The organism is Streptomyces sp. NPDC087440, from assembly GCF_044744005.1.
In the GTDB taxonomy this organism is placed as follows: Bacteria; Actinomycetota; Actinomycetes; order Streptomycetales; family Streptomycetaceae; genus Streptomyces.
Genome location: NZ_JBIUXN010000013.1, coordinates 1 through 14,262 on the forward strand (window position 1 = coordinate 1; position 14,262 = coordinate 14,262).

The following is a 14,262-nucleotide window of genomic DNA, read 5'->3' on the forward strand; positions in this document are numbered from 1 at the left end:
GCAGGGGGGACCCTGTGGGAGAGTAGGACGCCGCCGAACAAATTTTGATAACGGGAAAGCCCCGCACCATTGGTGCGGGGCTTTTCTGCGTTTACGGAGTCGATTACTGTGGCCCTGTCGGCACGTACCCCTCCCCGGGGCGTGACCCTTTTCGCAGGAGTGAGAACGCCATGCTTCGAACCATGTTCAAGTCCAAGATCCACCGGGCTACAGTGACCCAGGCCGATCTGCACTACGTCGGTTCCGTCACCGTCGACGGCGATCTCATGGAAGCCGCGGACCTGCTGCCCGGCGAGCTCGTGCACATCGTCGACATCACCAACGGGGCCCGGCTGGAGACGTACGTCATCGAGGGCGAGCGCGGGTCGGGGGTCATCGGCATCAACGGCGCCGCGGCGCACCTCGTGCACCCCGGTGACCTCGTGATCCTCATCAGTTACGCCCAGATCGACGACGCCGAGGCCCGTTCCTTCGTGCCGAGCATCGTGCACGTCGACGCCGACAACCGGATCGTCGGCACCGGGGGCGACCTCGCCGAACCCGTGCCCGGAGCGGCCGGCCAGAAGCGGAATCCGCAGGCGGTCGCCGTCGGCTGACGTGTGGACTCGGCGGGCGTGGGCAGCCGCATCGGGAGAGAGTGGGGTTGATCCGCACTTCGAGGAAGACTCCGAAACTCTGGAGGTCGATCAGGCATGACCCAGCCGTTTCCCGATCCCGTGCCGCCCACGCCGACGCCTTCGCCGGGGCCGACCGGACCGGACCCCGGGCCGCTGCCCGGACCCCTGCCGGGACCCGCGCCCGTGCCGCCGGTGCCGTCGCCGGACCCGGTTCCGCCGGGGCCGCTGCCCGATCCCGTGCCGCCGGGGCCGGACCCCGACCCGGCTCCCGAGCCGTCACCGGGACCGATGAGCTGACCGCACGCGGGAAGAACACGGGAGAAGGGGTCGGACGGGAGACGAGCCCGTCCGGCCCCTCCGTCGTGTTCCGCCCGCGCCGGGCCGTGGAAAACGGGTGGACTGTCAACGCCCCGCCTCCGTAGCCTGTGGCGCGTGTCCAGTCCCGAGGCGTCAAGACTCTAGCCACCGGTCGTCCGGTGGCTTCTTCGCGCAGTAGTGCCGTCGCACCGCCGCTGTCGCCATCGCGCGCGGACACTTCAGCGACCCCTGCGCCCTGCCACCCGGACCACCGGCGTCGACCAAGGCTGTGTCGAAACACGACGTCGTTGTGGGGTTCTGCTGTGCCGTTCGCTCTCTACCTGCTCGGGCTTGCCGTCTTCGCCCAGGGCACCTCCGAATTCATGCTGTCCGGGCTCGGCCCGGACATCGCCCAGGACCTGGGTGTGTCGTTGTCCGCCGCCGGGGCGCTGACCTCGGCGTTCGCCGTGGGGATGGTCGTCGGGGCGCCGCTGGCCGCCGCCCTGTCGATGCGCTGGGCGCGGCGGCCCGCATTGCTGCTGTTCCTCGGGGTCTTCCTCGCCGTCCACATCGGGGGCGCGCTCACCACCAGCTTCGGGGTGCTCCTCGTGCTGAGGGTCGTGGGGGCGCTCGCCAACGCGGGGTTCCTCGCCGTCGCGCTCACGGCCGCCGCCGGGATGGTGGCGCCGCACGCCAAGGGGCGGGCCACCTCCGTACTGCTCGGCGGGGTCACCCTGGCGTGCGTGATCGGAGTGCCCGCCGGGGCGTGGGCCGGTCAACTCCTGGGCTGGCGGGCGGCGTTCTGGGCCGTCGCGCTGCTGTGCGTACCCGCCGTCGTCGGCATCCTGCACGCCGTCCCCGCCGATCGGGACACGGCTGTCGTACGAGGTGGAGTGCGGGCCGAGGCGAGGGCGCTGCGGGACGGGCGGCTGCGGCTGACCCTGCTGCTGGGCGCGCTCGTCAACGGGGCCACCTTCTGCACCTTCACCTACCTCGCACCCCTGGTCACCCACGTCACCGGACTCGGCGAGAGCCTGGTGCCCCTGGTCCTCGCGCTCTTCGGGGCGGGGGCGTTCGTCGGGGTCGCGGTGGGCGGGCGTCTCGCCGACGCGCGCCCCGTGCCGCTGCTGGTCGGCGGGGGAGCGGTGCTTGCCGCAGGGTGGATGCTGTTCGCGGTCGCCGCCGGGGCGCCGGTGGCGGTGCTGGTGCTCGTCTTCGTACAGGGAGCGCTGTCGTTCGCCGTCGGCTCCACGCTCATCTCCCAGGTGCTGTACGCGGCCGGGGGCGCCCCGACCCTCGCGGGGGCGTTCGCCACCGCCGCGTTCAACGTGGGCGCGGCGGCCGGCCCGTGGGCCGGGGGGCTCGCGCTCGGGGCGGGGCTCGGGTTCCGGGCGCCGGTGTGGGTGAGCGCGGCGCTGGTCGTGGCCGCGCTGGTCAGCGCCGGTGTCGGGCGCTGTGCAGGGTGGGCGCGGGCCGAAGCGGAACCGGGCGCGGACGCCGGGGGAGGCGGCCGGGAACAGGCCGGGAGGATCTGATTCCGTTTCAACTGGACACAGAGGTACGCGAGTTGCTGGTCTTGTCATGGTCCGTACGGTGCCCTTACTTTTGCGACTGCGATGTGTCGGCAGTGTGAGCGGAGGACGAGGGACATGGCCCCTACCGGACGTCATCGGCGGTACCAGCCCAGCCGTATCAACAGCGCCTCGCTGGCCGCGGCGGGGGGCGTGGGCATGGCGCTGCCGCTCGTGGCCGCCGGGAACGCCGGGGCCGCCCCGGTGGACGTCTGGGACAAGGTCGCCGCGTGCGAGTCGACCAACAACTGGAAGATCAACACCGGTAACGGCTACTACGGCGGATTACAGTTCCGGCAGGCCACCTGGAACGCCTACGGCGGCCAGGCCTACGCGCCGCGCGCCGACCTGGCCACCAAGGGCGAGCAGATCGCCGTCGCGGAGCGGCTGCTGAAGGGCCAGGGGCCGACCGCCTGGCCCGTGTGCTCGGTCAAGGCCGGGCTCGTACGCGGCGGTCCCGCGCCCGACATCAGCGTCTCCAGTCCGGAGAAGGGCAAGACGCAGGACAAGCCGGACCAGAAGGACAAGGCCAAGGACAGCACGCCCGCCCAGGGCACCGGTCAGAAGAAGACCGAGCCGCCCGCGCCGAAGCCCCCGGCCCGCCAGACCCCGCCGCCGAAGACCGCCCCCGAGCCGACGCGTCCGGTCCCCGGCGGTTCCACGGCCGGTGCGTACACGGTGGCCCGGGGCGACACCCTGTCCGAGATCGCGGAGTCGGAGAAGGTGACCGGCGGCTGGCAGAAGCTCTACGAGGCCAACCGCCAGGTCATCGGCAGCGACCCGGACGTCATCCGCCCCGGCCAGCGCCTCCTCGTCCGGATCGGCGTGCCGACCAAGCCCGCCCCGGCGCCGACGCAGCCGCGCGACACCGCGCGGCCCGTCCCCGAGGAGACGGCCGGTGCGGACGCCCGCGCCGACCAGGCGCGCAAGGCGGCCGAGGCCAAGCGTCAGGCCGAAGCCAAGCAGCAGGCCGAGGCGAAGAAGGAGGCCGCCGAGAAGGCGGAGAAGGCCAAGCAGGACAAGGCCAAGGCCGAGAAGAAGACGTCGACCCGCGCCGACCAGGCCTCCTCCCGCTCCGCCGCCACCCGCAAGGGCGGGCTCACCGCCCCCGTGGACGCCGGTACGGGCACCCCGTACCGGGCGGCCGGCGGGTCCTGGTCGAAGGGCTACCACACGGGCGTCGACTTCCCGGTGCCGACGGGCACGACCGTCAAGGCGGTCGGGGCCGGGAGTGTCGTCTCGGCCGGGTACGCGGGATCGTACGGCTACCAGGTGGTGCTCAAGCACCCGGACGGCAAGTACACCCAGTACGCGCACCTCTCCGCGCTCACCGTCCGCGAGGGCCAGAAGGTCGACTCCGGGCAGCGCATCGGGCGGTCCGGGTCGACCGGCAACAGCACCGGACCCCACCTGCACTTCGAGGTCCGCACCGGTCCCGGCTTCGGCTCGGACGTCGACCCCGTCGCCTACCTGAGGGCGGGCGGCGTCAGGGTGTGACGTTCCGGCGGTCGCGGGACCCGGCGGTCCCGCGTGCCGGACCCTTCGCCTGTTGCACGGGCACAGCGGGGAGGAGTTCCACGGGGAGCTCCTCCTCCTTGCCGTCGTTGCGCGCGCGGCCCGTGGTGAGCAGCAGCAGGCCCGCCGCCGAGAGCACGGCCGCGGCGACGGCCAGGAGCGCGCCGGTGGCCCCGTACCGGAATGTCTCCCCGAAGACGCCCAGGCCGACGGCGGACGCCACCGCCGGATTGACCACTGTCACCGTCGCCAGCGGAGCCGTCAGACCCGCGTCACGGTAGGACGCCTGCGACAGCAGCACCCCGGCCGCCGCGAACACCACGACCCCGGGCACCGCCTCCCACTGGCCCGTCAGACCCAGCGAACCCCAGCCCACGGCCAGCGACTTGATGAACACCGAGGCGATGCCGAACGCCACCCCGGCGGCCCCGGCCAGCGCCATCGCGCCGAGCACCGGGCGCAGCACCCACCGTGCCAGCACGAACAGCGCGGCGACCACGCCGAGCGCGCCCCCGGCCACCACGAGCTCCGTGCCGTCCGTCATGGACTGCGAGTCGGCCGTGCCGGTCAGCGACAGCAGAGCGGCCAGACCAACCGTGGCCAGCACCGCGCCCACCCGCGCGGCGCGCCCCGCCCGGCGGTGCAGGAACACCGCCGCTATCGGCAGCGCGAACACGATGGTCAGCGCGCCCAGTGGCTGGACCACGCTCAACGGGCCGTAGACCAGCGCCCCCACGTGCAGCAGCGCGCCCAGACCGTTCAGGGCCAGCGCCGCCCACCAGCCGGGCCGCCGCACCGGGGCGTACCGGTGGCCCCGGTCGGTGACGGCGACCCGCTCCTGGACGATCGCCCCGACCGCGTACGCGACCGCGGAGACCAGGGCGAGCAGCACGGACAGCGCGAGAGCACTCATGCACTCCACGATGGCTCGCGCGGGCCTGCACGTCGTCGTCCTGGAGCAGTCATTGGGGCGTACTGCCGTCGCAGTACGGGGGACGGGCGAGCGGTACGCCACCGTGCGGAGCGCGCGGGGCGCGCGCCCGGAAGGAGGCTCGGGAGGGTGCTCGGGAGGGCGGTCAGAAGGGGTGGAAACTGACCCGGCCGGTGTCCAGGTCGAACCGCGCCCCGGCCACCGTCGCCCCGCCGAACGCCGGGTCCGCGGACAGCGCGTGCCGCACCCGCGTCACGTTGGCCCGCACCGCCTGCTCCACCCAGTCCGCCGCCGAGGAGGGGCCCACGGTCTCCAGTGCGGCCGGGGCGATCGCCTGGACCACCCGGGCGAGATGGCCCTCGGCGGCGGTCCCGGCACGGACGTGCTCGACGGCGGCCGAGACCGCCCCGCACCGCTCGTGGCCCAGGACGACGACCAGGCGCACGCCCAGCTCCTCGATGCCGTACTGGATCGAGCCCAGGACCGCGCCGTCCAGCGCCTGGCCCGCCGTGCGGATGCACAGCAGGTCGCCGATGCCCTGGTCGAAGACCTGCTCGGGCGGCACCCGGGAGTCGATGCAGCCCAGCACCATCGCGAAGGGGTGCTGCGCCAGGGAGACCGCGCGCAGGCTGTCGCGGCCCTGGTGGGGGTGGCGGACCCGGCGGGTCGCGAAGCGGTTGTTGCCCTCCCGCAGCCGCGTCAGCGCCTCGTCGGCGGTGGCTGGGAGGGTGTCGGAACGGAACGTGTGGGTGGGCAGGGAGCGTTGGTGCGGGGCGGCCGCGGCGGCGTCGCGGACCTGACCGGGAGTCAGGGGGGCGGCGAGGCCGCCGGTGAGGGCGGCGGCCAGGCCGAGGAAGGTTCTTCTGTTGCTGCTGCGGTAATTGCTTTTCGTGGTCACCCCGTCATGGATACGGTGAGGGGGTAACGGCCACGCCGTATTTACTGAAAAATTGGTTCTTGTGGGTGAAAGGCGGACATGGTGGACTTTGTCGAGCTGGGCTCGGTGAACGGGTTCTTCGCTCTGCGCACGGGGGAGCCCGGCGGGGGCGGCCATGTGCCGCTCTCCCAGGTGTACGGCGCGGATCCGGCCCCTCTGGCCTTCCGCATCGACAAGGTCGCCGCCCGGCTGAACGCGCCCGAACGCCGGGTCGCCGCCTCCATCGCGCACCTCGGCATCGTCGCCCGCCTCTGGTCGATAGCCCTGGGCTCCGCCGCGCTGTACGACGCGGTGCCCGACCTCTCCGCCGACCGCCTGCACTGGGACGCCGACGGCAGCTCGCCCGACGACCTGCTGCTCACGGAAGTGCGGATGCTGCCCGCCACCGCCGAGACCCTGCGCGAAAGCGTCCAGTACGGCCACCTGCTGCCGCTCGCCGAGGCCTTCCGGCGCGACGGCGCCGTGGCGCCGGGCCTGCTGTGGGGCAACGCCGGGTCCGCGCTGGCTGCCGCAGTCTCCCAACTCCGGCTCTGGGCACAGGAGAAGGACCGCCCGGAGGTCGGCAGGCGGGCGGCCGTGATCGCGCACGAGCTGTTCGCCCACCCGGATCTGCACTCCACCGGCTCCCTCAAGGCCGGGGCCTTCCGCCGCAACAGCTGCTGCCTGTACTACCGCTGCCCCGGCGGCGGGCTCTGCGGCGACTGTGTTTTCGATCGCGCACCGCAGCGGTCTTCCGCGCAGCCGGGATCTGAGTGACCATCATGGGGTGAAGGTGGGGCTGATCACGCGCGAGTATCCGCCGGACGTCTACGGAGGCGCCGGCGTCCATGTGGAGTTCCTGGCCCGCGAGTTACGGGGCCTGGTCGACCTCAGGGTGCACTGCTGGGGCAACGGGGAGGGGGACGCCGGGACCGTCCGCCACCGGCCCGCAGCCGAACTGCGGGGTGCGAACGACGCACTGCGCACCTTCTCCGTCGACCTCTCCATGGCCGCCGCCCTCGAAGACCGCGACCTCGTCCACTCGCACACCTGGTACGCGAACCTCGCCGGACACTTCGCCAAACTCCTCTACGGCATACCGCATGTGATGACCTGTCACTCGCTGGAGCCGCTGCGCCCCTGGAAGGCCGAGCAGCTCGGCGGCGGCTACGCCCTCTCCAGCTGGGCGGAGCGGACCGCCGTCGAGGCGGCCGACGCTGTGGTCGCCGTCTCACGCGGCATGCGCGACGACATCCTCGCCTGCTACCCGGACCTCGACCCGGCCAGGGTCCACGTCGTGCACAACGGCATCGACACCGATCTCTACCAACCGGCGGCACAGACGGACGTGCTGGAGCGGATCGGCATCGACCCGGAGCGCTCCTACGTCCTGTTCGTCGGCCGCATCACCCGCCAGAAGGGCGTCCCGCACCTGCTGCGCGCCGCCCGCGCCCTCGACCCCGACGCCCAGCTCGTCCTGTGCGCCGGGGCCCCGGACACCCCCGAGATCGGCGCCGAGTTCCGCGAGCTGGTCGAGGAACTGGAGCGGGTGCGCGACGGAGTCTTCTGGATACCGGAGATGCTGCCGCGCCCCGACGTCGTCCAACTCCTCACCCACGCCGCCGTGTTCGTCTGCCCCTCGGTGTACGAACCGCTCGGCATCGTCAACCTGGAGGCCATGGCCTGCGGGACCGCCGTGGTGGCCTCCGCGGTCGGCGGCATCCCCGAGGTCGTCGACGACGGGCGCACGGGACTGCTCGTACCGTACGAGAAGAAGCGCGCGGCCCGGCACCCCGAGGAGTTCGAGAACGCCCTCACCGAGGCGCTGAACCGGGTCCTGGACGAGCCGGAGGCGGCGGCGCGCATGGGCGCGGCAGGGCGGGTACGCGCAGTGAGTGAGTTCGGGTGGGACGCCGTGGCCCGGCGGACCGCCGAGGTGTACGCGGAGTTGGTCAAGTGACCCTTGCTGGTTGACCCTTGGGGGCGGCGATGCGCGGTGGACCTTCGGTGCTCGGGATCGTACTGGCAGGCGGGGAGGGCAAGCGGCTGATGCCGCTCACGGCCGACCGGGCCAAACCGGCGGTGGTGTTCGGAGGGACGTACCGCCTCGTCGACTTCGTCCTGTCGAACCTCGTCAACGGCGACATCATGCGCAACTGCGTCCTCACGCAGTACAAGTCGCACTCCCTCGACCGGCACGTCACCACCACCTGGCGGATGTCCAGCCTGCTGGGCAACTACGTCACGCCCGTCCCCGCGCAGCAACGCCTGGGCCCGCGCTGGTACTTGGGCAGCGCTGACGCCATCCTCCAGTCGCTCAACCTGGTGCACGACGAGCAGCCCGACTTCATCGCGGTCTTCGGCGCCGACCACGTCTACCGCATGGACCCCCGCCAGATGCTCAAGCAGCACGTCGAGAGCGGGGCCGGGGTCACCGTCGCGGGCATCCGGGTGCCCCGCAAGGACGCCTCCTCGTTCGGGATCATCACCCCGGCCTCCGACGGCACCCGCATCGAACAGTTCCTGGAGAAGCCCACCGACCCGCCCGGGCTGCCCGGCGACCCGCGCCACGTCTTCGCCTCCATGGGCAACTACATCTTCACCACCAAGGTCCTCATCGACGCCCTGCTGCGGGACGCCGAGGACGAGGACTCCGTGCACGACATGGGCGGCAGCATCCTGCCCCAGCTCACCGAACGCGGCACCGCCCAGGTCTACGACTTCACCGACAACCACGTCCCCGGCGAGACCGCCCGCGACCACGGCTACTGGCGCGACGTCGGCACCCTCGACACGTACTACGACGCCCACATGGACCTCGTCGCCGAACAGCCCGAATTCAACCTCTACAACAAGCGCTGGCCCATCTACACCCACTTCGGGCAGCTCCCGCCCGCCCGCTTCTGCTCGGCGGGCATCGCCAGCGAGTCCATCGTCGGCCCCGGCTGCGTGATCAGCGGACAGGTCACCGGATCGGTGCTCTCGCCCGGCGTGGTCGTGGAGCCCGGTGCCGTCGTCCAGGGCTCCGTCCTGCACGACAACGTCCGCATCGGCCGCGGCGCGGTCGTCAGGAACGCCATCCTCGACAAGAACGTCGACGTGCCGCCCGGGGCGACCATCGGCGTCAATCCGGAGCGTGACGCCGAGCTGTACACGGTGTCGCAGAACGGCGTGATCGCCCTGGGGAAGGGCCAGGCCGTCTCGTAATCGCCCGGGGCAAGGGCCAGGAGTCTCGTAACGCTGCGTGTCCGGACACCTCGCGGTTTGTCGCGCTCGCCCCTGCCTCCGTACGATTCCTCTTTTGAGGACTCGTCGGAGGACTCACAGCACGTGCGAGCAGAACGAACGAGAGACGGCAGCGGCGATGACGGTGACAGAGGACAGCCCCGCAGAGGACAGCCCTGTGGAGCCCGGTGAGTCCGGTGAGTACGGGCCCGGCATCGACCCGGAGCGCATGGCGCTGGTCCTCAGCGTCCTCGCTGAGCTGGACCGGCTCGACGTCGACCACCCCGACGCGATCACGATCCGCCGGGCCACCGCCGGGATCTACCGCACGGTGAAGCAGCGCCGTCGCCAGGACCGCCGCGCCGCCAAGACGGCCAACGACAAGGCCGTCACCGAGGCGACCGCCACCGGCTCCGCCGAGCGCATCGACGACGAGACCGAGGGCCTGCTGCCGAAGTCGGCCACCGAGGAGGGCCGGATCGCCGGGATACTCCAGCGGCCGCGCTCCTGCTACGTCTGCAAGACCCGCTACGTCGAGGTCGACTACTTCTACCACCAGCTCTGCCAGCCCTGCGCCGCCCTGAACCGGGCCAAGCGCGACGTCCGCGCCGATCTCACCGGCAAGCGCGCCCTGCTCACCGGCGGCCGCGCGAAGATCGGCATGTACATCGCGCTGCGGCTGCTGCGCGACGGCGCGCACACCACGATCACCACCCGCTTCCCCAAGGACGCCATCCGCCGCTTCAAGGCGATGGAGGACTCCGCGGACTGGATGCACCGCCTGGAGGTCGTCGGCATCGACCTGCGCGACCCCGCGCAGGCCGTCGAGCTGGCCGGTCGGGTCGCCGAGGCGGGCCCGCTGGACATCCTGATCAACAACGCCACCCAGACCGTGCGCCGCCTGCCCTCCGCGTACGCGGCCCTGGTCGACGGCGAGAACGCGCCGCTGCCCCCGGGCGAGCTGCCCGCCCACCAGGTGATCGGCGCGTTCAACTCCGGAGCCGTCGACGGCCTGGCCGCCCTGCCGCTCGGCGTCAGCGGCCTGGACGCCCAGCAGGTCGCCGACCTGGCGCTGGTCGCGGGCAACGCCAGCATCGAGCGGCACCGGGACGGCAGCGCCATCGACGCGGGCGGCCTCGTGCCGGACGTCGTCGACACCAACACCTGGGTGCAGACCATCGAGCAGATCTCCCCGGTGGAGCTCCTCGAAACCCAGCTCTGCAACTACACCTCGCCGTTCATCCTGATCAGCCAGCTGCGCCCGGCGATGGCCGACGCCGCGAAGAAGGCGAGCAGCGGGCGCGCGCACATCGTCAACGTCTCCGCGATGGAGGGTGTGTTCGGGCGCGGCTACAAGGGCGCGGGACACCCCAACACCAACGCCGCCAAGGCCGCGATGAACATGGTGACGCGGACCAGCGCCCAGGAGATGTTCCAGACCGACGGCATCCTGATGACCTCCGTCGACACCGGCTGGATCACCGACGAGCGCCCGCACTTCGACAAGCTGCGCCTCGCCGAGGAGGGTTTCCACGCCCCCCTCGACCTGGTCGACGGCGCGGCCCGCGTGTACGACCCGGTCGTGCGGGGCGAGGCGGGCGAGGACCTGTACGGGGTCTTCCTCAAGGACTACGCGCCCGCCGGCTGGTAGTCCGACGTTGCGGGGGCCGCCAACAGACGGCCCCCGCAGGTCACTCGACCCTCGTGTGCGGCAGGATCACGTGACCTTGAAGGCGTCGACGATCAGGTAGTCGCCCGTCTTCATGACGCCCTTCAGCGTGTGCACGCCGGGTGTCAGACCGGCCTTGGAGAACACCGTCTTCTGGTGCTGGCGCGTCGCACTGCGGTTGTCGATCGTGGTGACGAGGACGCCGTCGAGATAGAGGTCGACCTCGCCCTCGTCGGTGTTGGTCTGCGTGATCAGGTCCACGGCCGTCCCGTTGAAGGCGAACGCGAAGGAGTCGCCCTTGCCCTGGGTGGCGTGCACGTCGTTCAGCCAGCCGCCCGAACCGCCCCGCGAGGGGTTCTTCCAGTCCCAGCCGCCGCCGGTGTAGACGACGCCCGAGGTGTTGTTGAACTGCTCGCCTCCGGTGGGCCGTTGGACGGTCAGCTCGGTCGCGGCCTGGTTGCGCCAGACCTTCAGCTTCACCTGGGCGCCGGGCGCGGTCTTCGCGTACACGCTCCAGAAGCTGGCCCGGTCGGTGACCTGGGTGCCGTTCACCTCGCGGATCACGTCGCTGGCGCGCAGCCCCTGCCGGTACGCGTCCGAGGCCTCCGGCACCTGGGCGAGATAGAGCCCGTTGGAGTCGGTCAGGCCGACGGACGACTTGATCTCGTCGGAGTAGATCCGGGTCGCCCCCGCCCCCAACAGGGCCTCTTGGAAGGCATCCTGGGTGTCCGGGGCGGGCGCGGTGCGCCAGACCAGCGGCGGCGGTACGGGCGTGCCCGCCTTGCCGAAGCCCGTCATCGGGACGTTCTTGAAGCCGAGGCCGAGCGCGGGGGAGTCCGCCTGCACGGTGTAGTCCAGCTTCTTCGGATCGGCGTACGGGCTGGAGCCGGTGAACTTCGGATCGGCGACCAGCGACCGCGTGTCGAGACCCTTCGCCCGCCAGGCGTCATTGAGGTCGGAGACCGAACTCCCCCTGTTCCAGAAGAGGTTGTCGTTGACAACCGGCTTGCTCTTCGCGGTGTCGACCTGGATCAGGTCGTACGGGTCGTCGGTGACGAAGATGTTCTTCTCCACCGTGTCGCCGCTGTCCGCGAACCAGACGTGGAAGTGCGCGCCGCCGTTGACGAAGATGTTGTTGCGGACCGTGCGGTGGAAGCCCTCGCGCAGCTTGACGCCGCCGTTGAGCAGGAGGTTGTTCTCGACGACGTAGTTCGAGGAGCCGTCGTCGAGGTCGATGTTCCAGTGCGAGTCGTGCCAGATCCGGTTGTGCCGGATCACGGTGGGCTCGGCGTCCAATTTCGCGTACGACTTCTTCGTCGCGTCGTCGGCGGTCAGCGGCCAGAAGCGGTCCCGGCCCCAGGCGTTGAAGGGGCCGTGGTCGGAGGTCTCCTTCACGCAGTTGAAGAGGCTGTTGTTCTCGATGACGTGGCCGCCCCAGGTGCCGTCGTTGATGTCGACGCAGGCGCGCGGGCCGTCGTGCACGGTGTTGCCCGAGACGGTGACGCGGCTGCTCATCGAGATCTGCACACCGGAGGTCTGCTTCTCGAACTGCCCGTTGTCGTGCAGGTAGTTGTCGGCGATGCGGATGTCGCGCGGGTAGTTCTCCGACTTCGGCCCGGGCGTGGTGTCGGTGATGGTCTTGCGCATGTTGTCCCAGGTGGACGGCTCGCGCACGGCGTCGGGCCGGCCGACGACCGCGACGTCGGTGGCCCCCGAGCGGCTGAACTCGCTGCCCGTGACGGACGACTTGGAGGCGTACCCGTCGATGAAGACGCCGTTGCCGCCGACCTGGTCGAAGAGGGAGTCCCGGATCGCGACGTTCTCGGTGTTCCTCAGGTACACCGCGCCGGTGCGGGCGATCGCCCAGTCGCCGAGCTGGAGTTTTTCGTACGGTGCCGAGAAGAGCGTCCGGTGGGTCTGGGTGAAGGTGAAGCCGGTGAAGGAGAGGTCGCGGACCGGGGCGGTGGCGCTCGTGCCCTCGACGCGGACGAGCTGCGGGAGCTCCGCCGTCTCCACGGTCACCTTCGTGAGGTCCACCCCGGCCGGGGCCTGGAGGTACAGCTTGCCCGCTGCCTTGTCGTAGAACCACTCGCCGGGGGCGTCCAGCTCCTCGAAGACGTTCTCCACCATGCGGTACGTCGCGTGCAGCCCGGAGCCCCGGTTGTTGTCGCCGACCCAGGCCAGCTGGGGGGTGCCGTCCGCGTTCCGGCCGGTGACCTTGAAGGAGTTGCCGCCCCACATGCCCTGGTGCAGGCCGCGGACCAGGGCGGTGGTGGGGTTCTGCCAGCGGGCGACGCGCTGGGCGGATATCGCGTCGGCCGCGTATCCGCCGAGGATCTTCGTCGCCGGGTTGTAGTTCGGGTAGCGGGCCAGGGTCTGCCGCTTGCCGTCGAGGAACAGCTCGTCGAAGTCCAGGCCCGTGCCGACGTCGGCGACCTGGACGGAGCCGGCGTGGGTGCGCCAGGGCGCGGTGACCTGCCTGCCGCCCTTGAGGACGACCTTCTCGCCGGGGGCGGCCCGGTAGGCGACCGGCCCCGACGCCGTGCCCGAGTCCTCGGGGCCGAAGGCGAGGGTGCGGGTGAGGCGGTACGTACCGCCGTGCACGGTGACGTTCACCGGGCGGCCGGGCGCCGTCCTCGTCGCCTGCCGGGCGAGTGCCTGGGCCCGTTCGAGCGTACGCACCGGAGCCTGCGCGGTGCCGGATGCGGCATCGTCCCCGGTGGGGGAGACGTGCACCTCCGCGGCGAGCGTGAGGGGCGGCGCGGCACCCGCCGCGGCGGGCGGCACGACGACGAGACCCGCAGCAAGGGCGAAGGCGACGAGCGCCTTGACGGGGCTTCTGCTCACGAACGGCTCCTCAGGGAGTGATGGCCAGCCAGGTGCCCGCACCCGGCTCCGCACCATTCATCCGAGGAAAGGTGAGGCTGAAGGGAAGCGAGAGCGAAGAATGGCGGGTTGGGTCGCGAGCAAGCTAAGGAGACATCCGATCACTGTCAAGAGAGCACACAGTGAAGGAATTGCTCTGCGGCACGGGCCGAAACTCGACGGAATCCATCGAGCGCATGGGCGCTCATATGGGTACTCTGTTCGTCACGGACAGAGCGACACCCTCGGCCCGTACACGGGAAGCGCCCACCACCACGGCGGCTCCCGCACGCAAGACCGGCGCCACCGCGACGGAAGAGCCCTTTCCTTCATGCCCCGTGGGGCGAGTTCGGCGGTCCCGGTACGAGGACCGCGCGGACACGTCCGACGGGTTACGCGACACAAAGGAGTGCGCGGTGACACCAGAAATGACCCAGCAGGACCAGCGAAGGTCCGAACGGGCGACGACCTACACCACCAAGGCCGCGGCGGGCGGCCGGGCGGGCAAGCCCAAGAAGATCGGCAATCTGGAAGTGTGGGCCAGGTCGGCACCGATCCGGCTCGCCGGGTACGAGGACGACCTCGCGGAGCCGCACATCCTGCCCGGCGTCGACTAGACCGGACCGCACGTGCAGGACGGGCCGCACCCCTCGCCG

At 71.3% G+C, this 14,262-nt stretch carries 11 protein-coding genes; 8 read left to right on the forward strand and 3 right to left on the reverse strand.

What is annotated here, in order from left to right; all coding sequences use genetic code 11:
• Positions 1-170 precede the first annotated feature (170 nt).
• The 3 genes from panD to ACIO3O_RS24260 all read left to right on the forward strand — a co-directional run bounded on the left by panD (position 171) and on the right by ACIO3O_RS24260 (position 3,982).
• Complete coding sequence (gene panD / locus ACIO3O_RS24250) at positions 171-596, forward strand: aspartate 1-decarboxylase (RefSeq protein WP_401749139.1); 426 nt, start codon at positions 171-173, stop codon at positions 594-596.
• A 641-nt stretch (positions 597-1,237) separates the two neighbouring features.
• On the forward strand, positions 1,238-2,449 hold the full coding sequence (locus tag ACIO3O_RS24255) for a Cmx/CmrA family chloramphenicol efflux MFS transporter (protein WP_401749141.1): 1,212 nt from the start codon (positions 1,238-1,240) through the stop codon (positions 2,447-2,449).
• Positions 2,450-2,563: 114 nt separating this feature from the next.
• Positions 2,564-3,982 (forward strand): transglycosylase family protein, encoded by a 1,419-nt coding sequence (locus ACIO3O_RS24260; RefSeq protein WP_401749142.1) that lies wholly within the window; start codon positions 2,564-2,566, stop codon positions 3,980-3,982.
• Here ACIO3O_RS24260 and ACIO3O_RS24265 read toward each other — a convergent pair.
• Together ACIO3O_RS24265 and ACIO3O_RS24270 are read right to left on the reverse strand one after the other, a co-directional pair.
• Complete coding sequence (locus ACIO3O_RS24265; RefSeq protein WP_401749144.1) at positions 3,972-4,913, reverse strand: DMT family transporter; 942 nt, start codon at positions 4,911-4,913, stop codon at positions 3,972-3,974. The genes ACIO3O_RS24260 and ACIO3O_RS24265 overlap by 11 nt on opposite strands.
• Positions 4,914-5,076: 163 nt before the next feature.
• Entirely contained in the window at positions 5,077-5,829 is a 753-nt protein-coding gene (locus ACIO3O_RS24270) for a carbonic anhydrase (protein ID WP_401749146.1), read from the reverse strand.
• Between the two features lie 81 nt (positions 5,830-5,910).
• Between ACIO3O_RS24270 and ACIO3O_RS24275 the strand changes: the two genes are divergently transcribed.
• From ACIO3O_RS24275 to ACIO3O_RS24290, 4 genes are all read left to right on the forward strand, one after another.
• Positions 5,911-6,624 (forward strand): (2Fe-2S)-binding protein, encoded by a 714-nt coding sequence (locus ACIO3O_RS24275; RefSeq protein WP_401749566.1) that lies wholly within the window; start codon positions 5,911-5,913, stop codon positions 6,622-6,624.
• A 10-nt stretch (positions 6,625-6,634) separates the two neighbouring features.
• Positions 6,635-7,807, forward strand: a complete 1,173-nt coding sequence (glgA, locus tag ACIO3O_RS24280; RefSeq protein ID WP_401749147.1) for a glycogen synthase — start codon at positions 6,635-6,637, stop codon at positions 7,805-7,807.
• A 29-nt stretch (positions 7,808-7,836) separates the two neighbouring features.
• Positions 7,837-9,054: a glucose-1-phosphate adenylyltransferase gene (gene glgC / locus ACIO3O_RS24285; protein ID WP_401749149.1), complete on the forward strand. Its 1,218-nt coding sequence runs from the start codon at positions 7,837-7,839 to the stop codon at positions 9,052-9,054.
• 157 nt (positions 9,055-9,211) lie between these two features.
• Positions 9,212-10,723: an SDR family NAD(P)-dependent oxidoreductase gene (locus ACIO3O_RS24290; protein ID WP_401749151.1), complete on the forward strand. Its 1,512-nt coding sequence runs from the start codon at positions 9,212-9,214 to the stop codon at positions 10,721-10,723.
• A 66-nt stretch (positions 10,724-10,789) separates the two neighbouring features.
• Here ACIO3O_RS24290 and ACIO3O_RS24295 read toward each other — a convergent pair whose 3' ends face one another.
• Positions 10,790-13,588: a right-handed parallel beta-helix repeat-containing protein gene (locus ACIO3O_RS24295; RefSeq protein ID WP_401749152.1), complete on the reverse strand. Its 2,799-nt coding sequence runs from the start codon at positions 13,586-13,588 to the stop codon at positions 10,790-10,792.
• Positions 13,589-14,022: 434 nt separating this feature from the next.
• Here ACIO3O_RS24295 and ACIO3O_RS24300 point away from each other — a divergent pair, with 434 nt between their 5' ends.
• Positions 14,023-14,223: a hypothetical protein gene (locus ACIO3O_RS24300; RefSeq protein WP_401749154.1), complete on the forward strand. Its 201-nt coding sequence runs from the start codon at positions 14,023-14,025 to the stop codon at positions 14,221-14,223.
• Positions 14,224-14,262 lie beyond the last annotated feature (39 nt).

Coding starts and splice junctions, on each gene's coding strand:
- glgC (WP_401749149.1), top strand. CDS start 7,837: ATGCGCGGTGGACCTTCGGTGCTCGGGATCGTACTGGCAGGCGGGGAG.
- ACIO3O_RS24290 (WP_401749151.1), top strand. CDS start 9,212: ATGACGGTGACAGAGGACAGCCCCGCAGAGGACAGCCCTGTGGAGCCC.
- ACIO3O_RS24265 (WP_401749144.1), bottom strand. CDS start 4,913: ATGAGTGCTCTCGCGCTGTCCGTGCTGCTCGCCCTGGTCTCCGCGGTC.
- ACIO3O_RS24260 (WP_401749142.1), top strand. CDS start 2,564: ATGGCCCCTACCGGACGTCATCGGCGGTACCAGCCCAGCCGTATCAAC.
- panD (WP_401749139.1), top strand. CDS start 171: ATGCTTCGAACCATGTTCAAGTCCAAGATCCACCGGGCTACAGTGACC.